Here is a 20,450-nt window from a genome sequence, read left to right as displayed (position 1 = left end):
CCTCGGCGTTTCACAGAAATTGGTGCGACACGTGAGCTGAAAAGGCGAGAGTGCCTTGTCTGTAAGGGAAAATTGGGCTTGTCGAAGGTCCAAGGATCCCGAGCAGGAAGGCACTCTCAGGTGAAGGTTAGCAAGGCGGCGCGTCGGTTCAAGGTGTCGGCGGATGGTAAGGGGATCGTGTCGCATGCCGGAACCGCGCTGTTGCGGGAGTTGGCGGCCGAGACCGGGCTGGTGAAGGGGTGGACCGAAGCGCTGATCGACACCTACCGGTTGCCGCCGCTGCATGCACCGGGCCAGGTGCTGGTGGACTTGGCGGTGACGATCGCCGACGGCGGCGACGCGCTACGGCACCTGCGGACACTGCGGGACCAGCCGAAACTGTTCGGGCCGGTCGCATCCGACCCGACCGCGTGGCGAGTGGTTGACAAGGTCGATGAGGTCAAACTGGACCTGTTGCGGGCCGCGCGCGCAACAGCCCGGGAGCGGGCCTGGGCGGCCGGTGCCGGCCCGGACCTGTCCGAGCAGTTGTGGCTGCTCTTCGACGCGACCCTGCTGACCGCGCACTCGGACAAGGAGAACGCCGCACCCACCTGGAAGAAGGGATACGGCTTCCACCCGTTGCTGTGTTACCTGGACCGGCCCGACATGTCGGGTGGAGAGGCGCTGGCCGGGCTGCTGCGGCCGGGCAACGCCGGCAGTAATACCGCCGCCGACCACGTGACAGTGCTGGACCTGGCGATCGCCGCGCTGCCCGAGAACGTCCGGCCCCGGCCCGGGGCGGTCGACGCGCCCAAGGTGATGGCCAGCGCTGATTCGGCCGGTGCGACCCACGTGTTCGCCGCCGCGCTCCGCAAACACGGGATCGGGTTCTCGCTCGGGTTCTCCGTCGACGAGAACCTGCAGCAAGCGATCCTGGCCACCCCGAAACACGCCTGGCAACAGGCCTACAACGCCGACGGTGAGCCCCGCCGCGGCGCCTGGGTCGCCGAACTCACCGACCTGCTCAACCTCGACAACTGGCCAACCGGGTCCCGCGTCATCGTCCGTAAAGAACGCCCCCACCCCGGCGCCCAGCTCACCTTCACCGACATCGACGGCCACCGGTTCACCGCGTTCCTCACCGACACACCCGGTGGTCAACTCCCCGACCTGGAGATGGAACACCGCGCCCACGCCCGGGTCGAGGACCGGATCCGCACCGGGAAAGACACCGGCCTGCGCAACCTTCCGTTCTACGCCTACACAGCCAACGCCTGCTGGCTCGAACTCGCGCTGGCCGCCGCCGACCTCATCACCTGGTCCCAGGCCGTCTGCTTCACCCACACCCTCGCCCGCACCGAACCAGCCACCTTCCGCTACCAGATCCTCCACACCGCCGCAGTCCTCGTCCGCACCGCCCGCGGCCGGCACCTCAGACTCGACACCGACTGGCCCTGGGCCCCCAACCTCGCCGCCGCATTCGACCGACTCCGCACCGCACCCTGGCCAGCCACCTAACCCTGGCCCACATCCCTACCACCCAAGGACATCGGACCCCCGCACACCCGACGCGACAGCCGGGCCAAACCCACGCCACCAACCGTCAAACCCACCTAAAACACGGCACCCGAAGACACGCCAGAACCCCATGAAATATCGAGGCTAGCCCATCTCGGTTTCGGGCAAACCAGCCTGGCCGCGCCGTACGCGACTCCAAGAGGATTTCACCGGTCAGGCGCTTGGTCCCGAGGTAGAGAAGCAGAGACAGCAGATAGAGGCCAACTCCACCGGTGGCGAGCGAGATACCAATCCTGACGTTCTTTCCTTCTCCAGCCGTTAAGACAGCGCCGACCGACAAGGCGATCGCGCCAACCACAGATACCGCGGCCCAGCCCCATCTGGCAAGGTGCTGGACAGCCCGACGCTGGCGGGATCTGAGTAGCTGCTCAAGACTGACACGCACACCAGCGATCACAGGGTTGCTGCCGCTCTGGTTAAGGAATGCGCCCTTTCGGTCAATCATCAAGATCAAGTAGCCATACGGGTCGGTCCGATCCGCTCGGAATTTGATGGTGTCAAGAGCAGGAAGGCTGAGCACCTTGAATTCATCCATGGTCTCGGCGACCCCATCAACCTGGTCGCTCGTGATCTCGATGGCCCCGATGGCGCTCATCGCAGTCTCGATCGCTTGAAGGTCCGTGATGTCCAGCCTCACGCGGCTGATGTAGATCGGCGCGTCGTTCTTCGGGCCTCGTGGGCGGAGCGGTTTGCCGGTAGCCATAGATCGCAATCTAAGCCATGGCCCCGCCAATCAGTCTTCAGACGCCACACCTGCCCCGTCCTCCTGATAGCTGCAAACCCAGGGCAGGGCGTCGTGGGTCAAGAGTCGGCTTGCCGATCCTGTAGGGACGCCGGACGCACTCTTGATGCGCGGCGGTCTGACCGGACAATCGAGCGGCCAGGGGGACGGGTCCAGACCGCCGGCCTTGGACCAGGCGCAGAGGGCCGAGCCGACCGGCAGTCGCGGAAGTCCTCGCGAGAATCCGGTACGCCGCTTGGCCAGTCGGCGGGGTGAGGGCGTCGGCCGTAGGTCGTAAGCCCGGCCCCGCCGCGCGCCGCTTGCGGCGCGCCTTGATTCTTAAGAGGTCAATCCGGCAGATAGGACGTCAACCGGCTCGGCCGTCGCGGTCGCAGGTTCGACACGCGGCCCGCGGTATGAACGGGGGCGCTTGGAGGATGCAGGTATCTGCTCCTTCGTTGCCCGCTATATGAGCGAACCTTCACTGTCAGTCAGAGGCCGCCCGCATGCGAGACAAGTTGTGGCACAGTGGCAGCCCATCAAGAACCTCTAAGAGAGGCAGGAAGGCTTGTCCTCGTCGGATTCGCTCAGGCGCACGGTCCGCGTGATGAACGAGGGGCACACGTGGGAGTTCGCCGGGCGCCAACGTCCGGTGGGCGATGACGGGGATCCCGTCGCACACGCGGTTGATCTCGACCGTTGCACCGCCACAGACCTTCAAGCCGCATTGCGCCGCAGCAGTACTCAGTACAACGCTTCGGAGCAACTCTGGGTTAGCGAGCTCTTGGGGCCGGACGATGATGTCGAGGACGGCCCCGTAGGCCCAGTGTCGTTCACTTTGACGGACGGTCACCTCACGTTGAGGTTCCCATACAGCACGTTCGACTACATCAATGACGACCCCGAACTGTTCCAGCACACCGAACAGATCCTCGCGCCCCTTCTTAACCGGCATCGGATGTGGCTGGTCTCCGCCGAGCAGGACGAGAGTCGCGCAACTGCACCATGGGCGGTATGGGTCGAGATCGGATTTCACAGCCGAGCCCGTCGTCTGACCGACCTAGTCGATGTTGGCCTCGACGCGCTCGCCCTCCTCGATGCGGTCGAGAACGGCAACCTTGGTCGCGACCAGATCGCGGACTTGCTCCGCGGAGGGCACGCAGAGGCATTGGTTGGCCAAGCCGAAGGGCCGTGGCTGGAGGCTAAACGGCAGCATTACGACCTCAGCAGTAGCGCAGGGAAGATCTCGCTCGCGCAAGCGGTCGCCAGGTTTGCGAACGCCGAACAGGGAGGTCTCGTGGTCGTCGGCCTTGAAACTAAGGGTGTTGCTGGTCAGGATGTGATCCGCAAGATCACCCCGATGCCGCACGACCCGCGGGTCGGCCGCAAGTATCGGCAGATTCTTGAGCATCGGCTGTACCCGCCTGTAGACGGCCTGCAGATCGAGGCCATCACCCGCAGCGATGGCGACCTCGTTCTCATCGACATTCCGCCACAACCCGACGAGCTCAAGCCGTTCCTTGTCCACGGCGCCGTCATCGACAGTAGGACGGAAGGCGCGTTTATCAGCATCGTGAGACGCCGCGGCGACTCGTCGATTCCTACGACCGCGGCAATGATCCACGCTCACCTCGCCGCCGGTAGAGCCCTGTTGCGGCGAGGTGAGCTGACCTCCCCGCCGGCCGACTGAACGCCGACGTTCGGAGGTCTGCGGGCAGGCCAGGTCGGGTGATCAGGTCCCTGGCTGGCTGGCTGCCTGCATGGAGTGGACGCCGAGTTGACGCGAAGCGACCCGGCTGTGAGGAGGTCAGCCGGGCCGCTTGGTGGTGGGCAGGGCGGGCGCGGATGCAGGGGTCAGCACGTGCCCTGCCGATTAGGGGGTGGCCGTTCGTCGCGGGTGGAGGCTTCGCCACTCCAGTAGGCGATATGCGCGCGTCGACAATCGCGGCGTTCTCGGGCCACGCGCCAAGTACGCCTCGACGCACCAAGGGAGGACGAGGCTGACGCGGCGGGGGTCGTGCCCGTCTAGCCCCACTCCGTTCCGGCGATCGACTGCTGTGGTGCGGTGATACCACCGGCGCAACTGACGGTCGCGGGAGGTCCATCGCTAGTCATCCAGCCACTCCGCGCCGCTGGCGTCGCGGTGATAGCCCTGGTGGTCGCCGTTGATGCAAGCTCGGCCGGTCATCGGGTTTTCGCCGTCGCAACGTCGAGCAGGGCGCAACTTTGGCCATCCGAGCCCATCGCCCTGGTGCTCGTCCGGCAGGCCTCCCCACTCCACACCCATTCGGTTTGTGGTTCCTGCTGAAGTCATGTCTCAACGCTATGGACCGGAGTAGAACAGGGGCCAGATAGTTGCGGTTAGTTGCTGCTGGTCATTTCACTTTGCGCGTTGATGAGAATTGCGCGGGCATCCCGTCCATATACCGCCGATTGCCGCAACAGCTCGAACATGCGGGCATAGAGGGCGATTTCTTGCGGTTGGGATACCTCGATGCTTGCCGTGGGTGTTTCGAGTGTTACGAGCTTGTCGTCGAACATCCAGAAGCCCGCTGAACCCACCGCCTGGCGCTCGATCATCGTCGGCACGATTCCGAGCGCAACATTCGGGAGCGTCATCACGGTCAGCAGTCGGTCCAGTTGGCCGGCCATCGTCTCGGCGGTGCCGAACCAGGTCCGTAGCGCGTTCTCTTCCAGTACTACGGTGAACCTTCTTCTGCTCTCGTAGATGATGGCCTGACGTTCCAGCCGGGCCGCGATAGCCGCATCGATGTCGTTGTCTGCTTCGAGAAACCGCATCCAGAAGGTGAGCATGGCCCGGATGTAGTCCGCGGTCTGGAACAGACCGGGAATCACATTGTGCTCGTAGATCCTGAACTGTTCGGCATGGTCGTAGACATCTTGGAAGGCGAGCATCAGATGCTTCACCCCGGATCGAGTGCGCCGGCGGAACTCGACGTACATCGATTCGATCGCGCGCGCCTGGGCGATCAGGTCCGCTGCTTGATCGTCGGCGCCGCAAGCCTCGCACCAAGCGCTGATATCCCGGTCGGTCGGCGTCTGGACGCCGTGCTCCAACTTGCTGATGCGGGTGAAATGCCAACCGGTCGCGGCAGCTAGCTCGCGACCGGTCAGACCAGCATCTTTGCGCAGATTGCGGAGGCGAAGCCCAAGGGCCTCCTGGACCTTCCGCGCTGCGCTATTCGGGCTTGTACTCACTGTAGGGCGTCGCCAGAGGCCAAATTTGGTCGAATGCCTTACGGCACATTTCGACGGTGGCCGGGTTGGTAGTGGTGGTCAGAGCGTTGTTGAGTCCCGCCCCGGAGTAGTGCAGGAACACCACTCTCTCGTCATCGAACAAGTAGTAGTCATTGCCAGGGAAGCAGAACTCCGAGACCTGGCGCCTGGGAATGAACCGCACCTCTTCGCCGGCCTCCACGATCGGATGACCGATCGCAAGCGTCCAACGCTGGTAGTCACTGAGCGGCTCAGAGACGATGCGAGCGCGCTTGACCGTCCGGCCCGCTGCCACGTGGCCACGGAGGGTGGTGCACCAGTCCTGAAGCCATTCGAGGTCGTCCGGTTCACCTGCTGCCCATTTCGCCATGTGAGGCAGCTCGACCTCGGTGCCGTAGGCGTCGCGGGTCTCCAGATGAATGGAGCTGCGCTTGAACGTCTTCAGCAGCTCTTGGAACTCGTCGTCGGTGATCTCTTCCATGGGCCCTACTTGAAGAACTGGATCATGCGGTCCGGGATCTCGACGGCGGTCTCGCCGTTCGGGAGGTTGAGCGTTGTCAGCGCGTCGGGGTCGTCGACCACCCATCCCTGCACGATCCAGCTGCCCCGATCGGTCTTGTAGAGAGTGGGCGAGTTGGTGGGCTGGGAGTCCGGGTCGCCTGCGATGAGAGTCAGCTTCATGAGTTCCCCTGCTTTCGATCGTTGCCTGACCTTGCTCTGCCGAGTCTGGGGTTACTCATTGTTGCCTGTCACCGGTGTTGCCAGAAGTTGCGCGACCGGATCTGGCGGCCGTGGCGTCTGCTCATCGGGAGCGGCCGTGCCGCATCAGCGCAGGACCCGGTTCAAGGGTCTGCTCACGAAACCACGAGGCGACGGCTCCAGGGTGCTGTTATAGAGCGGGCGCAGCACGCGTCGTAAGCGGGCGTCAGCACGCGCCCACGGGTGGGTGGGAGCGGCCTGCGGAGTGGGCGACGGAGGAGCGCACGGAGTGAGGCCGCGTGGGGTAGAACACAGTCCCCGGGATGACAAAACCCCAGGTCATCCACCTGTTTGACCTGGGCTAGTGCTGGCGCGCTCGGAGGGATTCGAACCCCCAACCTTCTGATCCGTAGTCAGATGCTCTATCCGTTGAGCTACGAGCGCCGGACAACGATGGGTAACGATACACGCGGGAGAGGGGTGGGTGCCAATCGGCTCCTGGTGCGGCGTACGGGGGTTAGTTGAGGAGGGTTTTTACTGAGCCTCCGGACTCGGTCAGTTTGGTGCCGAGGCCGGCCAGGGCTTCGCCTACGTTGGCCAGGATGCTGGACAGGTCTTGGAGGTTTCCGGCCAGGCTTTCGATCTCGGTGGCTACTCCGCTGACGCTGCCGCTGCCGTCGTTGAGGCGCTTGGCGGCGGCGTCGCCGATGCCGGGGATCTTGTCGAGTTCGCCGGCCAGGCCGGAGAGCATGCCGGCTGCGTCGTTCAGTTTGTCCTTCGCCGAGTTCATGGTGGTCGCGCTGCCGGTCAGTGCCTTGCGGGCGCCGCCCTCGCCGTCGTCGCCGACCAGGGCGCCGGCTGCCTTCGCGGCTTGTTCGCCGGCTTCGGCGAGGCCGGTGCCGATCGTTTTCATCAGGTCGGGCAGCCGGCCGATGAAGCCGAGCGCGTCGTCCGGTAGTTCGCGGACGAGCTTGAGTACCTTCTCGAAGTCGTCGGAGTTCTCCATCACGAACCCGACGGCCTTCTTCACATCACCGAGGTCACGGCCACCCAGCAAATCCCCAAGTTCCATGACCGGATGCTATTCCTCCGCCTACCGGTTTGGGCTCAGCTGCGCCGGTGTCGTCTGCTGCTCGGCGCGCAGCGCGTTCAGCAGCTCGGGCGTGATCTCCTCACCCGCTGCAGCCGCCTCGGCCACCGCGCGGAAATAGTTCTCGTACCCCGCCGGAGTGAACAAGGTGGTCAGCCGTGCCGCTTCATCCGTCGCGTTCCGGTAGCCATGTGCCTGCCCACGCGGCACCGAGACAGATCCACCCGCACCAACAGTCAGCACGCCGTACTCCGTGTCGAAGGTGACCTCGCCGGCGGTGACCAGGAAGTACTCCTCATGCCCGTGATGGATATGCGGCGCCGCACCCAGCGCACCCGCGCCGAGCACCGACTCGACGACGGACAGCGCGCCGCCGGTCTGTTCGCCGGAGATCCGCACGGTGAAAACGCCGAACGGCAGGTTCAGTACTTCGCTGTCGCCGGGTGCTCCGACGACGATGTCCGGGAAGGCAGTCATCGCCGCAGCATAGGCAGGAACCAAGATCGTGGCCGGCACGTCTAAGCCGTCGCGTTGTGGAATGAATCTGCTGAGCGGTAAGGGAGAACCTCTGCGTGACTAAGGTCGCGGGCATGGCCGGTCCACTGATACGAGGTACTGCGATCGCGTGTGGGGTAGCCGCGGTGGCCGGGCTGGGACTCGGGATCGCCGTCGGCAAACCCGTCCAGTCCGATGATGTCGCGACGGCCAGAACACTCCCTGGGGATCTGTGTTCGCGGCTCGGCGACATCTCCACGTTGTTGCCGAAGGCCACCAACGAGAAGCTGACCCAGACCGGCCGGACCGAGGTGACCTGCGCGGTCGCCGTCAGCGAGCGGAGCCAGCCGACGTTCTCGGCCGCCGATCTCAAGATCAGGATCACCCCGTACGCCGGTCGCCGGGCCGGCTCTGGCCAGCCCCCTTTCACCCCGGCTGAAATGGCCAAGCAGGCGTTCGACCGCAAGCCGTGGCTGGTCGTCAAGGACCGGCCGTACCCGACCAAGATCGAGAGGCAGGTCGGGACCGGTGGGCAAGGCTCGCGGGTCTCCGTACTCGTCTATCGGGCCGACCTGACCGTCCAGGTGGACTACGCCGCGCACCCGATCGAGCAGGCCACGGCGCAGCAGGCCGCGCAGGTGCTGGCCGACCGGGCCCTCTGGGAGAGCAAGTGAACAGCACTCCGCAGCTCCCGGGCTATAAGCTCGACCAGCGGCTGCTCGAGCACCCACTGGCCGAGATCTGGCGCGGCCGCTCGTTCACGGGCATGGAGGTCGTCGCGCTCATCCTCAGCGACAGTGGCGCCGCCGACGAGGCAGTCCGAGAGAGGTTGGTCCGAGCCAGCCGCACGGCCGCACTAGGGCCGGAGGAACAGCAGACCCCGCTGTGGGCCGCCAACCTCACCGCCACTCGGCCCTACGCGGTCACCCAACTAGTACCGGGGCAGTCCGGCGCCGAGCGGCTCCTGGATCCCCTGGACGGTCTACTGGGGAATGACGAGGAGTCACTGGGCGCAGTGCGGAGCCAGCTGGCGCAGTACGGCGCCGCACCCGTCCCTGCCGCCTTCAACGCACAGCACGTCAAACCCAGCGACGGGCAACAGGGCGATGAGCAGAGCAGCCACCCACCACAGCACCTAGCACCGTCCAGCACGGCGCGTTCAGCACTCGGCCGCTGGACCATCCCGGTGGTGATTCTGGCCGTCCTCATCACCTTCAGTGCCCTGTACTCCGCCGGCACCAAGATCGGCACAGCCACCAAGGAGCAGCGACCCACCGGGCCTGCCCCCGTGGCACCAGTCAGCCCTGCGCCGCTCCCATCGCCAGCAATCCTCCCGGGGATCCCCAAGCCCAGTTCGGCTCCCTACCTCCCGCCTGTGCCGGCACTCGGCCTGATCGGCGCAACCTACACACGTGGCGCCGACGTACAGCAGGTGCAGGGACTCGGCCTGCCCTTCGTGTTCGGCTGGCCGCGGCCGCCGTCGACGGATGAACTGGGTGCATCGGCCACCACGATCTACCGACGGGTGACGGCCGAGAGCACAGGCGGAGTCATCAGCATGGAGGCGAAGATCGCTCTCCGGCCGTGTACGACTCTCGCGGCGTGCCTGACCGACCGCGCGGCCTTCGACCAGGAGTGGACGAAGACCTTCAGAGCACCGGTCCCGGCCACGGCCAAGGACGCAAACACGTGGCTGACGGTGCGGGAGCAGAAGCCGTACACGCTGACCATGACGCACGCGTTCGCCAGCGAAGGCCGGTACTGGCTGGTGGGCGTCGCTGTAGCCGCCACAGCCGGCGAGGAGCCGGCCGCCCAGCGAGTGCTCAACGACATCTGGCGCCAAACCCAGTAACCCGACAGGCCTGACCAGGCCCAACAGCCCGGCGGCTCAGCAGATCCGCCGCAGCAGACCACCTGACGCCGCAAACCGGCCGCGCGACCACCGCGCGGCCGGTCTTTTTGCTGGGAAAGCCCTTGTCGGCGAAATTCTGTGACGGTCCTCACGTGTTTGCGGTTCTCAACACCCGTTCGGGTCGCGTACGGTTAGTACCACTTGCACACTGGTATACGTCCACTGGACCTACTGGTATGCGACAGATCACACCGCCAGCCAGCTGAATCGAACCGCCGGAGACCCCGGCGGCCGACGTCGTACCCCCTCAGCGTCGAGGGACCGGACCGCCGTCGGACGATCGCGAGAGGGAATGAGCCGCCGATGACGACAACCTCCAGCCCTGCCCACACCGAGACTGCCCTCAGTGCCGAGGCCGCCGTTACCCCGACGACCTACGACCTGAGCGACGCCCCGACTGAGCACGCAGGTTTGCTGGCCTGGGTTGCCGAGATCGCCGAACTCACCCAGCCGGACCGGATCCACTGGGTCGACGGTTCCGACGCGGAGTACAAGACCCTCACCGACGAGCTGATCGCCGGTGGCACGCTGGTCCGGCTCAACGACGAGAAGAAGCCGAACTCGTTCTGGGCCCGCACCGACCCGTCCGACGTGGCCCGGGTCGAGCAGCGCACCTTCATCTGTTCGGTCGACGAGGCCGACGCCGGCCCGACCAACAACTGGATGGCGCCGGCCGAGATGAAGGCCCTGATGACCGAGCTGTACCGCGGCTCGATGAAGGGCCGGACGCTGTACGTCGTGCCGTTCTGCATGGGCCCGCTGACCGCCGAGAAGCCGATGTTCGGCGTCGAGATCACCGACTCGGCCTACGTGGTCGCCTCGATGCGGATCATGGCCCGCACCGGCGCCGAAGTACTGGCCACGATGGGTACCGACGCGAAGTACGTGCCCTGCCTGCACTCCGTCGGCGCTCCCCTGCAGCCGGGTCAGAAGGACGTCGCCTGGCCGTGCAACGACGAGAAGTACATCGTCCAGTTCCCCGAGGAGCGGACGATCTGGTCGTACGGCTCCGGCTACGGCGGCAACTCCTTGCTCGGGAAGAAGTGCTATTCACTCCGGATCGCGAGTGCGATGGCCCGCGACGAGGGCTGGCTGGCCGAGCACATGCTGATCCTGAAGCTGATCTCGCCGGAGAAGAAGGTCCACTACATCGCGGCGGCGTTCCCGAGCGCGTGTGGCAAGACCAACCTGGCGATGCTCGACCCGACGCTGGAAGGCTGGGAGGTCGAGACGCTCGGCGACGACATCGCCTGGATGCGCTTCGGCGAGGACGGCCGCCTGTACGCCGTGAACCCCGAGTTCGGCCTGTTCGGTGTCGCGCCCGGTACCGGCTGGAAGACCAACCCGAACGCGATGCGCACGATCGAGAAGGGCAACTCGCTGTTCACCAACGTCGCGCTGACCGACGACGGTGACGTCTGGTGGGAGGGCTACTCGCAGACCCCGCCGAACCACCTGACCGACTGGAAGGGCCGCGAGTGGACGCCGGAGTCCGGCGAGCTGTCCAGCCACCCGAACAGCCGGTTCTGTACTCCGATCAAGCAGTGCCCGATCATCGCCGACGAGTACGAGGACCCCAACGGCGTACCGATCTCCGCGATCCTGTTCGGTGGCCGCCGCGCGACGACGGTGCCGCTGGTGACCGAGGCACGCGACTGGGACCACGGCGTCTTCATGGGCGCGACGCTGTCGTCGGAGACCACCGCCGCGGCGGTCGGCGAGGTCGGCGTCGTACGCCGCGACCCGATGGCGATGCTGCCGTTCATGGGCTACAACGCCGGTGACTACCTGAACCACTGGCTGACCGTCGGCAAGGACAACGACGCGGCCAAGCTGCCGAAGATCTTCTACGTCAACTGGTTCCGCAAGGACGAGGCCGGCAAGTTCGTCTGGCCGGGCTTCAGCGAGAACGGCCGGGTGCTCAAGTGGGTGATCGAGCGCCTCGAAGGCACCGGCGCCGCGGTCGAGACCCCGATCGGTCACGTCCCGGCCCCCGACGCGCTCGACGTCACCGGCCTGGACCTCAGCCCGGAGGCCCTGCAGGTCGCGCTGAACGTCGACGCCGACGAGTGGAAGGCCGAGCTCCCGCTGATCGAGGAGTGGTTCGCCAAGCTCGGCGACAAGGTCCCGGCGACCCTCAAGCTCGAGCTCGACAACCTGAAGGCCCGCCTCGGCTGACCTGACCCCCGTACTCCGACAGCTGACCCGGAAGCCAGCCCGTCGGACTGCAAAGCAAAGCGCCCCGGCCTCAAGCCGGGGCGCTTGGCTTAGGTTGAAGCATGGAGATTCCGGACAGTGCTCGGGAGTTGTTGGAGTCGGCTGCGCTGGCTCATCTGGTGACGATCAATCCGGACGGGAGTCCGCAGGTCTCGGTCGTCTGGGTCGGGGTCGACGGGGACGAGATCGTCGCCGGTCATGTGCCCCACAACCGCAAGGTGCAGAACATCCGGCGCGACGGCCGGGTGACGCTCTCGATCGAGACCCGTCGGCAGAACGAGATGGGGCTGACGGAGTACCTGGTGGTGAAGGGTACGGCGCGGATCACCGAGGGCGGCGCGGTCGAGTTGCTGCGGGAGCTGGCGAAGACCTATCAAGGGCCGGACGCCGACTTCCTGCCCGCCGACAATCTGCCCGGCGGGTACATCACGCACATTCGCGTCGACAAGATCTCAGGCGTCGGTCCCTGGGCCTGATCGCACTATGGTTGGCCGAGGAGCTGGTTGTGGATGACAGCTCGGAGGTTGTCGGCGTGCTCGTGCAGGCGGCTTGTGGAGACTTTTGCACCGTCTGGACGGGAAAATCCACCCCGAGCTCGGTCAGAAACCTCCCCGAACCGCTCAACTGACTGGCATTGGGCCTAGCCGGCTGGTCGGGACGCGGCAGGTTTGTTCGCAGCCGTCGGCGTCGGTGTACTGGATCAGGCCCATCCAGCCGTCCGCGTGATGCAGGCGGCTGATCAGCCACGCCGGGCGCCAGGTGTCGTCGATCAGGGCAAGCACGTGTGCGGGGAGATCGAGCCCCAAGATCGACTTGAGCTCGTACGCCGGCGGCCGGACCACCGAGTCCGTCATCACCACTACTTCCTTCCGTGAGAGGTGCCTCACGAACCAGATGTTTCGACAGTACCAACACGACGTCGCTCAACCCGTCAGGACATCCCCAACGTGGATTCTCGTGGAATCAGCTGAGTCGGCAGCTCCAGTACGCCGTGCTGCGGGTCTCCCGCGATCGCGTCCAGCAACAAGTTCGCAGTACGGCGGCCGAGTTGCTCTAGTTGGAGGTCGACCGAGGTAAGTGGTGGGCGACTCGCGAGGGCCATCACGGACCAGTTGTCGTAGCCCGTGACGGCTATATCGGCGGGGACGGACTTGCCTAGTTCGCGAAGGCGGTCGCAGACGCCGCGGGCGAGTTGGTCGCTGCCACAGGTGATGGCATCGAGGTCCGGATGCGAGCGCAGTAAAACATCGACGGCCTGGCGCCCCCAGCGTTCACTCCACTCACCGAAGAGTGGCTCGCCGACAAAGGCCCCGCCCGCCGTAGTCGCAACCGCCCGCGCCCGCTCAGCCGCAGATCGATGGTTGGGCGGACCGGTGACATGCGCGATCCGCGAACGGCCGAGCCCGAGCAGATGCGTGACCACTGACACCGCCCCGCCGGTGTCGTCGACGATCACCGACGCGTCGCCCGGATCGGTCGACGCGGCCAGCGCATAGACAACCGGCAGCGGTACGTCGATCGGCGCCCGCGGCTCGGTCCGGCGGCCGGTCACCACGATTCCGTCGACCCGCCGGGCGACCAGGGACCGCAAGTAGTGCTGTTCGCGGAGCGGGTCGTCGCGGGTGTCACACAGTATGGTCGCCAGCTCGCCCGCGCTGAGCACATCCTCGACACCCCGCGTGATCGGGATGCTGAACCGTCCCGAGCTGTCGGTGGTCAGCAACGCGACCGTGTAAGTCCGCCCCGACGACAGCGCGCGACCCCGGGTGTCCGGCGTGAACCCGAGTTGCTCGGCCGCCCGACGGACGCGTTCGCGGGTGGCCGCGCTCAGCTGGCCGGTGTTGTTCAGCGCCTTCGACGCGGTACCGGCGGACACCCCGGCCAGCGCGGCCACGTCCACGATCCGCGACTGCTGCCTCATCTTTTTCCTCCCAAGACCTGCACATCCGTCTGGCAGCAGCTTAGTATCGATCACGGAAAACGTGTGCCGTTTTTCCGCAGAATCCCTCGATCCGTCACCCGAAAGGCCTCCGCCGTGCCTGTTCCCGGAGCCGCCTCCAGAGGCGGCCACTACGTCCCCAACCGTGCACCACTGCAGCCAGTCCCGTTCCAGAAGCTCCCACCGGGCGCGATCGAGCCCCGCGGCTGGCTGGCCCAGCAGCTCGACCTGCAAGCCAAAGGCCTCTGCGGCCGGTACGACGAGGTGTCCGACTTCCTCCGGTACGACGGCAACGGCTGGGTCGACCCGACGCAGTCAGCCTGGGAGGAGCTCCCCTACTGGCTCCGGGGCTTCGGCGACCTCGGCTACGTCACCGGCGACACCGGCGTACTCACTAGGACAGAGCGCTGGCTCAACGGCATCCTCGCCACCCAAGCGCCAGACGGCTGGTTCGGCCCGGAGCGGCTACGCACCTCACTGGAGAACGGCCCCGACTTCTGGCCCGGCATGCCGCTGCTCGCCGCCTTCCGCTCCTGGCACGAGTACTCCGGCGACGAGCGCGTCATCCCCTTCATGACCCGCTACCTGCAGTTCCAGCACACCCAGCCGGCAGAGGTCTTCAACCGCTCGTGGGGCGCCTTCCGCTGGGGTGACAACATCGACAGCGCCTACTGGCTCTACAACCGCACCGGCGACGACTGGCTGCTCGACCTGGTCGGCAAGATGCACTCCGGCTCAGCCGACTACGTCAGCGGCATCCCCAACTGGCACAACGTCAACCTCGCCCAGGGGTTCCGTGAGCCACTGCAGTACGGGCTGCTGAGTGGCGACCCCAGCCACAGCGCAGCGACGTACCGGAACTACGCGACGATCATGGGGCTCTATGGGCAGTTCCCCGACGGTGGGTTCGCCGGCGACGAGAACTCGCGACCGGGCTTCGGCGATCCGCGGCAGGGCTTCGAGACGTGCGGGATCGTCGAATTGATGCACACGTTCGAGATGCTCACCCGCTTCACCGGCGACACCGACTGGACCGACCGCTGCGAGGAACTCGCCTTCAACCTGCTGCCTGCCTCGTACGACGAACGGCAGCGGGTCATGCACTACGTCACTTGCGCCAACAGCATCCAGCTGGACGACAGGGTGAAGCACGGGCAGTTCCAGAACGGTTTCGCCATGCAGGCTTACAAGGACGGCGTCCACCAGTACCGCTGCTGTCCCCACAACTACGGCATGGGCTGGCCGTACTACGCACAAGAGCTGTGGCTGGCCACTACCGACAACGGCCTCGCCGCCTCCATGTACGCCGCCAGCAAGGTCACCGCCAAGGTAGGGACAGCCGGTACGCCGGTCAGCGTCATGCAGGACACCGACTATCCGTTCGACGACACAATCACCTTCACTGTGCAGGCAGCTCGCAGTACTCGCTTCCCCTTCTATCTAAGGGTTCCTGGCTGGGCTACGGACTTCACTGTCACGGTCAACTCCAACCAGACGCCAGCCACAGCCGAGGGCGGCTGGGTCAAGCTGGAACGCATCTGGCATCCAGGCGACCGCGTGCAGCTCATCCTGCCGATGCGCACGAGCACATGTGTCTGGGAGGACAACCAGCAAGCCGTGTCGGTCAGCAGAGGGCCGCTGACCTACTCCCTGGCGATCGACGAGCGCTACGAGAAGATCGGCGGCACCGAGGAGTGGCCCGAGCTAGCGGTCTACCCGGAGTCTGCATGGAACTACGGCCTCGTCGCCGGCACCGGCTTCGACCTAGTACGGCGTACTGTCCCGCGCGGCGCCAATCCGTTCACCCACGAGGGGACGCCGCTACTGCTGAAGGCCGAGGCCAAGCGCATTCCGCAATGGCAGGCAGACACCGAAGACGTGGTCGGCCTACTGCAGCCCAGCCCGGCTAGGTCGGAGCAACCAGTCGAGCCGGTGACGCTGGTACCGATGGGAGCGGCCCGGCTGCGGATCAGCTCCTTCCCATCCGTGGCCGAGGACGGTGAGCCCTGGCGATACCGGACCAGGGTTACCGCGTCGCATGTCAACGACGGCGACTCACTGGAGGCCCCTGACGACGGCCGTACCCCGAGCTCGTCGGCAGACACCTCTGTCCCGCGCTTCACCTGGTGGGACCGGCGCGGGACGACCGAGTGGATCCAGTACGACCTCCGCGAGGTGCAGCAGGTGTCGGAAGCGGCTGCCTACTGGTTCGACGACACAGGGTTCGGCGAGTGCCGCGTACCGGCCGCCTGGCGCGTGCTCTGGCTGGACGGCTCCACCTGGCGCCCGGTCGCCGGCGCAACGGCGTACGGCGTGGAGCGGGATCGCTTCAACCAGGTCTCCTTCGTCCCGGTGCTTACCCAGTTCGTTCGCGTCGAGGCTGTACTCCGGCCGGCGTACTCCGGCGGAATCCTCGAGCTCGACTTCGGGTGACTAATCGGGAGGCAGCTCTCGCTGACGCCGACTAGGTTGGCGAGATGAAAATCGGAGTGATGCTGCCTGTCGGTGGGAACGACGGTCCCGATGGAGGCAGCCCCACCTGGGCCGATATCCGGGAAGTGGCAGTCGTGGCGGATCGGTCCGGGCTGGAGTCGGTCTGGTTCGCGGACCACTTCTTCTACCGGGCGCCCGACTCAACGGTCTACGGGATGCACGAGGCGTGGACGCTGCTCAGTGCGGTCGCCGCGGTGACCGAGCGGGTCGAGCTCGGCACGATGGTGTTGTGCGGCTCGTTCCGGGATCCCGGGCTGACGGCGAAGATGGCCGCGACGGCTGACCTGGTGTCCGGGAGCAAGAGCCCAACAGCATCGCCGGTACGGCGGAGGAACTCGCCCGGGCCTTCAAGGACTACGAGGCGCTCGGCGTGACCCACCTGATAGCGGGCCTGGAGTCTAGGGCTTCGGTCGACGCGGTCGAACGGCTGGCGGAGGGTAGGCGGCTTGCCTTTGGGTGAGCGCCCACTACAACGCGCGCATTTCGGGCTAGCGGGCCTTGGGTGTGGAGGCGGAGGGAACCGGCTGCGCCTCCCGAAATTCCCTCCGGCTCCGCACGCAAGAGAGCCACCCCGTGCTGCGCGCGGGGTGGCTCTCTTGCGTGCGGAGGCGGAGGGATTTGAACCCTCGAGAGGGGATTACCCTCAACCCGCTTAGCAGGCGGGCGCCATCGACCGGACTAGGCGACGCCTCCTCCGTTGCATCCCATTGCGATGCGACGACGGCCAAGACTATCCGGACAACCGGCCCGGCAGCAAAGCGGGCTGGTCGGGACACCCGGGCGGCCATCTTGGGGGTCGGTTTCGTTCACCTGTAACCTGGCCGAATCGACGGGGGTCGTAACGTCACGTCAACCAAGGAGGCCGTGTCGGCGTCTGACTACCGGGGACCATCCTCTGACGGTCCCGCACGCCGCCACGTCGTCGATCAGGGAACGGAGCCATGACGCGGAGTACTCGCGCAGCTGGACACAGGTCCGCGCCTCGCGCCAACCGATCCCGTCACCGCGCCTACCGCGCCAGGTCCGTCTCCAAGGCGATGGGCCTGACACTGCTCGGCGCGCTGATCCCCGGCCTCGGCTTCGTGCTGGGCGGCCGCAAGAAGCTCGGCGCGTTCGTGATCACCCTGTACGCCGGTCTGCTGCTGCTCGCCGCCTTCATCGGACTCACCCAGCGTGACACGGTCGTCGCCCTGGCCGTCGACCCCAGCCAGCTGCTGCTGGCCACCGGCGGCGTCCTGGTGGTCGGCGTGCTGTGGATCTGCATCGTCGTCTCCTCGCACAAACTGCTCCGCCCGATCAGCCTGACCTCGGTCGGCCGGTTCGCCGGTTCGGCCTTCGTCGGGCTGCTCTGCTTCGGTATCGCCGTGCCGACCACGTTCGCCGCGCAGACCGTGATGGCCCAGCGCGACCTGGTCGGCGGCGTCTTCAAGTCCGAGAAGGACTCGAAGAGCGCCACCCGGCCGAACGTCGACAAGAAGGACCCGTGGGCGAAGACCCCCCGGCTGAACCTGCTGCTGCTCGGCGCTGACGACGGCGTCGGCCGTGAAGGCACCCGGACCGACACCGTGATCGTCGCGAGCATCGACACCAAGACCGGCGACACCGCGCTGATCTCGCTCAGCCGCAACTGGATGCGGATGCCGTTCCCCGAGAACTCCCCGCTGCACAAGGTCTACCCCGACGGGTACTACGACCCGAACGGTCCGGCCGAGCAGGCGGAGTACTACCTCGACTCGATGTACGAGAACATCCCGAAGCAGCACCCGGGCATTCTCGGCGCGTCCGACAACGAGGGCGCCGACGCGCTCAAGGTGTCGGTAGGCGAGGCGATGGGCCTCGACATCGACTACTACATGCAGGTCAACCTCAAGGGCTTCGAGCAGATCATCGACGCGCTCGGCGGGATCACTGTCAACATCAACTACAAGGTGCCGATCGGTGGCGACTACGGCGCCGGCCCTGGGTCCAACGGGCACAAGAAGCCCTCCGGCTACCTGCAGCCCGGCCCGGACCAGAAGCTGGGCGGTCGCGACGCCCTGTGGTTCGCCCGCGGCCGGTACGGCCTGAGTGACCCGTCGCGGCAGGAGCGGCAGCGCTGCACCATCCACGCGCTGGTGAACAGCGCGAACCCAGCCACCCTGGTGACGAAGTACCAGCAGATCGCCGCGGCCGGCAAGCAGTTGCTGCGGACCGACATCCCGGGGGAAATCCTGGGGGCCTTCGTCGAGCTCGGCCTCAAGGTGAAGAACGCCAACGTCACGAACGTCGACCTGGACAAGTCCAAGAACTTCCCGACCGGCCAGAACCCGAAGTACGAGGCGATGCGCGAGCTCGTCCAGAAGGCGATCCAGCCCAAGACCCTGCCGGTCGCGTCGACCCCGTCCAGCAAGCCGTCGACCACGCCGACGAAGAAGCCGACGAAGAAGCCGACCGCGCCAACCACGAAGGCCCCCGTCGGCCAGCCGCAGAACCTGAACGATGCCTGCGCCTACAACCCCAACCAGACCGGCAACTGACCCACCGAGCAGTCCCGCTGGTGGGTGGGCGGAGTACCGGTGAGATCCTGGGGCGATGCGTACGACGTACCGGATGCGGCCGGGGCGGTTTCTCGGGATTCCGGCTGCTGGATTGATCCTTCTCGGGGTGGCGGCAGTGCTCTGGGGTATCGGGCTGCCCGATGCCGTGGTGGCGGTCTTCGCCGTCTTGGGCGTGCTCGTCGTGCTGGCCGGGTTGGGGATCCTCGCGCGGCCGCCAGTGCTGCTCAAGCTGGGTCCTGACGATGTCCAGGTCCGGGGACTGCGGACCAGCTGGGCGGACATCACCGAGGTCGGCCGGACCGGCACCACGCAAGGTGAGGCTGTCGTCCTGCGGACCAAGCAGGAGGAGCACTCGGTCCTGATCCCGTTGCACTGGCTCGCTCCCGGGCGGCTGGACAAGCTCGAGACCGAACTGCGCGAGCGGCTGAACACGGCAAACGGTTACACCATCTGGGACGGCACTGCCGCTGAGCCGGATGAGCCCGCAGAATGAGGGTCATCCGTTTGAGCTGACAAAGGGAGTCCGGAGACCGTGTTGTCGTTCGAGATGTCGTCCGAGGAACTGCTCACCTACCAGGGGACCAACCCCAGGCCGGCCGATTTCGACCAGTTCTGGGAGAAGTCGCTGATCGAGCTGGCCGCGACCGAGCCGGAGACCGAGTTCGCCGAGGCGACCGACTTCCCGCTGCCGTTCGCGAAGACCGAGCACCTCTACTTCACCGGCACCGGCGGCTACCGCGTGCACGCGAAGGTGATCCGCCCGCACCAGGCCGAGGGACCGGCCGTACTGATCTTCCACGGGTACGGCGGCGAGCAGCCGAAGTGGGTCGACCTGATCCCGTACGCCGCTCGCGGGTTCACCGTGGCCGCCCTGGACGTGCGCGAGCAGGTGGCGTTCCGGACCAAGTCCCAGCAGGACAACAGCTTCTCGCTGCGCAACCATCTCGTGGAAGGCCTGGACGGCGGCCCGGAGGCGCTGCTGTACCGGCACGTCTTCCTGGACACCCGCCGGCTCGCGGACATCATCGGCGCCCTGCCCGAGGTCGACGCCACCAGGATCGGCACGACCGGCTGGAGCCAGGGTGGTGGGCTCAGCCTGGTCTGCGCCGCGCTGACGCCGCAGATCAAGTACACGGCGAGCGTGTTCCCGTTCCTGACCGACTACCAGCGCGCGTGGGACCTCAACCTGGAGACGAACCCGTACGACGAGATCCGCATCTGGTTCAGGAAGCGCGACCCCCGGCACCTGCGCGAGCAGGAGGTGTTCACCACGCTCGGGTACATCGACGTGCAGCACCTGGCGGCCCGGGTCCAGGCCGAGGTCACCCTCTACATCGGCCTGGAGGACCAGGTCTGCCCGCCGTCGACGCAGTACGCGGCGTACAACAAGCTGACCAGCGCCAAGCAACTCCGCGTCTACCCGGACTTCGGCCATGACGACCTGCCCGGCGCCCACGACGAGATCTTCCAGTCCCTGAGCCAGAAGCTCTGACGGATCCCCTCGGTAGCCCCGCAGTACCCGCCTCCACCTTTTAGGTGAGTACTGCGCGGCC

The 20,450-nt window shown here is 66.3% G+C and carries 19 protein-coding genes and 2 tRNA genes; 11 read left to right on the top strand and 10 right to left on the bottom strand.

All coding sequences use genetic code 11. The features are described 5' to 3' along the window. The first annotated feature begins 120 nt into the window (after positions 1-120). Complete coding sequence (locus A3ES_RS0136085; RefSeq protein ID WP_020388679.1) at positions 121-1,497, top strand: IS1380 family transposase; 1,377 nt, start codon at positions 121-123, stop codon at positions 1,495-1,497. 85 nt (positions 1,498-1,582) lie between these two features. Here A3ES_RS0136085 and A3ES_RS0136080 read toward each other — a convergent pair whose 3' ends face one another. Continuing rightward, a complete protein-coding gene (locus tag A3ES_RS0136080; protein ID WP_020391712.1) occupies positions 1,583-2,260 on the bottom strand; it encodes a hypothetical protein in 678 nt (225 codons plus the stop codon). Between the two features lie 625 nt (positions 2,261-2,885). Between A3ES_RS0136080 and A3ES_RS0136075 the strand changes: the two genes are divergently transcribed. Beyond that, positions 2,886-3,968: a hypothetical protein gene (locus tag A3ES_RS0136075; protein WP_157630922.1), complete on the top strand. Its 1,083-nt coding sequence runs from the start codon at positions 2,886-2,888 to the stop codon at positions 3,966-3,968. 671 nt (positions 3,969-4,639) lie between these two features. Here the strand turns inward: A3ES_RS0136075 and A3ES_RS0136065 are convergent. The 6 genes from A3ES_RS0136065 to A3ES_RS0136040 form a co-directional block, all read right to left on the bottom strand. After that, positions 4,640-5,497: a helix-turn-helix domain-containing protein gene (locus A3ES_RS0136065; RefSeq protein ID WP_026163523.1), complete on the bottom strand. Its 858-nt coding sequence runs from the start codon at positions 5,495-5,497 to the stop codon at positions 4,640-4,642. Continuing rightward, a complete protein-coding gene (locus A3ES_RS0136060) occupies positions 5,478-5,996 on the bottom strand; it encodes a DUF6879 family protein (protein ID WP_020391708.1) in 519 nt (172 codons plus the stop codon). Before A3ES_RS0136060 ends, A3ES_RS0136065 begins: the two co-directional genes overlap by 20 nt. Before the next feature lie 5 nt (positions 5,997-6,001). Next, on the bottom strand, positions 6,002-6,196 hold the full coding sequence (locus A3ES_RS0136055) for a hypothetical protein (RefSeq protein ID WP_020391707.1): 195 nt from the start codon (positions 6,194-6,196) through the stop codon (positions 6,002-6,004). Between the two features lie 386 nt (positions 6,197-6,582). After that, positions 6,583-6,658: transfer RNA gene (locus A3ES_RS0136050), tRNA-Arg, on the bottom strand. A 73-nt stretch (positions 6,659-6,731) separates the two neighbouring features. Continuing rightward, entirely contained in the window at positions 6,732-7,286 is a 555-nt protein-coding gene (locus tag A3ES_RS0136045) for a hypothetical protein (protein ID WP_020391706.1), read from the bottom strand. Positions 7,287-7,307: 21 nt separating this feature from the next. Continuing rightward, complete coding sequence (locus tag A3ES_RS0136040) at positions 7,308-7,781, bottom strand: cupin domain-containing protein (protein WP_020391705.1); 474 nt, start codon at positions 7,779-7,781, stop codon at positions 7,308-7,310. Positions 7,782-7,876: 95 nt separating this feature from the next. On the opposite strand from A3ES_RS0136040, the gene A3ES_RS0136035 reads away from it, so the two are divergent. From A3ES_RS0136035 to A3ES_RS0136020, 4 genes are all read left to right on the top strand, one after another. After that, positions 7,877-8,473 carry a hypothetical protein gene (locus tag A3ES_RS0136035; protein WP_157630921.1) on the top strand — a complete coding sequence of 199 codons (597 nt, stop codon included), beginning with the start codon at positions 7,877-7,879 and terminating at the stop codon, positions 8,471-8,473. Further along, a complete protein-coding gene (locus A3ES_RS0136030; RefSeq protein ID WP_020391703.1) occupies positions 8,470-9,651 on the top strand; it encodes a hypothetical protein in 1,182 nt (393 codons plus the stop codon). The genes A3ES_RS0136035 and A3ES_RS0136030 overlap by 4 nt, the downstream gene beginning before the upstream one ends. A 363-nt stretch (positions 9,652-10,014) precedes the next feature. Beyond that, positions 10,015-11,889 carry a phosphoenolpyruvate carboxykinase (GTP) gene (locus A3ES_RS0136025; protein WP_020391702.1) on the top strand — a complete coding sequence of 625 codons (1,875 nt, stop codon included), beginning with the start codon at positions 10,015-10,017 and terminating at the stop codon, positions 11,887-11,889. 101 nt (positions 11,890-11,990) lie between these two features. Further along, positions 11,991-12,404 (top strand): PPOX class F420-dependent oxidoreductase, encoded by a 414-nt coding sequence (locus tag A3ES_RS0136020; protein ID WP_020391701.1) that lies wholly within the window; start codon positions 11,991-11,993, stop codon positions 12,402-12,404. A gap of 144 nt (positions 12,405-12,548) precedes the next feature. Here A3ES_RS0136020 and A3ES_RS0136015 read toward each other — a convergent pair whose 3' ends face one another. Together A3ES_RS0136015 and A3ES_RS0136010 are read right to left on the bottom strand one after the other, a co-directional pair. Beyond that, entirely contained in the window at positions 12,549-12,782 is a 234-nt protein-coding gene (locus A3ES_RS0136015; protein WP_020391700.1) for a hypothetical protein, read from the bottom strand. Positions 12,783-12,859: 77 nt separating this feature from the next. Then, the gene (locus A3ES_RS0136010) at positions 12,860-13,849 is read right to left on the bottom strand and encodes a LacI family DNA-binding transcriptional regulator (RefSeq protein WP_020391699.1); all 990 of its coding nucleotides are present in this window, start codon (positions 13,847-13,849) and stop codon (positions 12,860-12,862) included. A 114-nt stretch (positions 13,850-13,963) separates the two neighbouring features. Between A3ES_RS0136010 and A3ES_RS0136005 the strand changes: the two genes are divergently transcribed. Both A3ES_RS0136005 and A3ES_RS0136000 read left to right on the top strand, forming a co-directional pair. Continuing rightward, positions 13,964-16,300 (top strand): beta-L-arabinofuranosidase domain-containing protein, encoded by a 2,337-nt coding sequence (locus A3ES_RS0136005; protein ID WP_020391698.1) that lies wholly within the window; start codon positions 13,964-13,966, stop codon positions 16,298-16,300. Between the two features lie 44 nt (positions 16,301-16,344). After that, positions 16,345-16,734, top strand: a complete 390-nt coding sequence (locus A3ES_RS0136000; protein WP_083933914.1) for an LLM class flavin-dependent oxidoreductase — start codon at positions 16,345-16,347, stop codon at positions 16,732-16,734. A 229-nt stretch (positions 16,735-16,963) separates the two neighbouring features. Here A3ES_RS0136000 and A3ES_RS0135995 read toward each other — a convergent pair. Beyond that, a tRNA-Ser gene (locus A3ES_RS0135995) sits at positions 16,964-17,053 on the bottom strand. Between the two features lie 344 nt (positions 17,054-17,397). Between A3ES_RS0135995 and A3ES_RS0135990 the strand changes: the two genes are divergently transcribed. From A3ES_RS0135990 to A3ES_RS0135980, 3 genes are read left to right on the top strand one after another with little or no spacing between them, the layout of a single operon-like run. Beyond that, positions 17,398-18,876, top strand: coding sequence for an LCP family protein (locus tag A3ES_RS0135990; protein ID WP_020391697.1), 1,479 nt, complete (start codon positions 17,398-17,400; stop codon positions 18,874-18,876). A 55-nt stretch (positions 18,877-18,931) separates the two neighbouring features. Then, a complete protein-coding gene (locus A3ES_RS0135985) occupies positions 18,932-19,390 on the top strand; it encodes a hypothetical protein (RefSeq protein ID WP_157630920.1) in 459 nt (152 codons plus the stop codon). A gap of 39 nt (positions 19,391-19,429) precedes the next feature. After that, the gene (locus A3ES_RS0135980) at positions 19,430-20,389 is read left to right on the top strand and encodes an acetylxylan esterase (protein ID WP_020391695.1); all 960 of its coding nucleotides are present in this window, start codon (positions 19,430-19,432) and stop codon (positions 20,387-20,389) included. Positions 20,390-20,450 lie beyond the last annotated feature (61 nt).

The organism is Kribbella catacumbae DSM 19601 (assembly GCF_000372465.1).
Classification (GTDB): domain Bacteria; phylum Actinomycetota; class Actinomycetes; order Propionibacteriales; family Kribbellaceae; genus Kribbella; species Kribbella catacumbae.
This window is presented reverse-complemented; position numbering and strand designations above follow the sequence as displayed.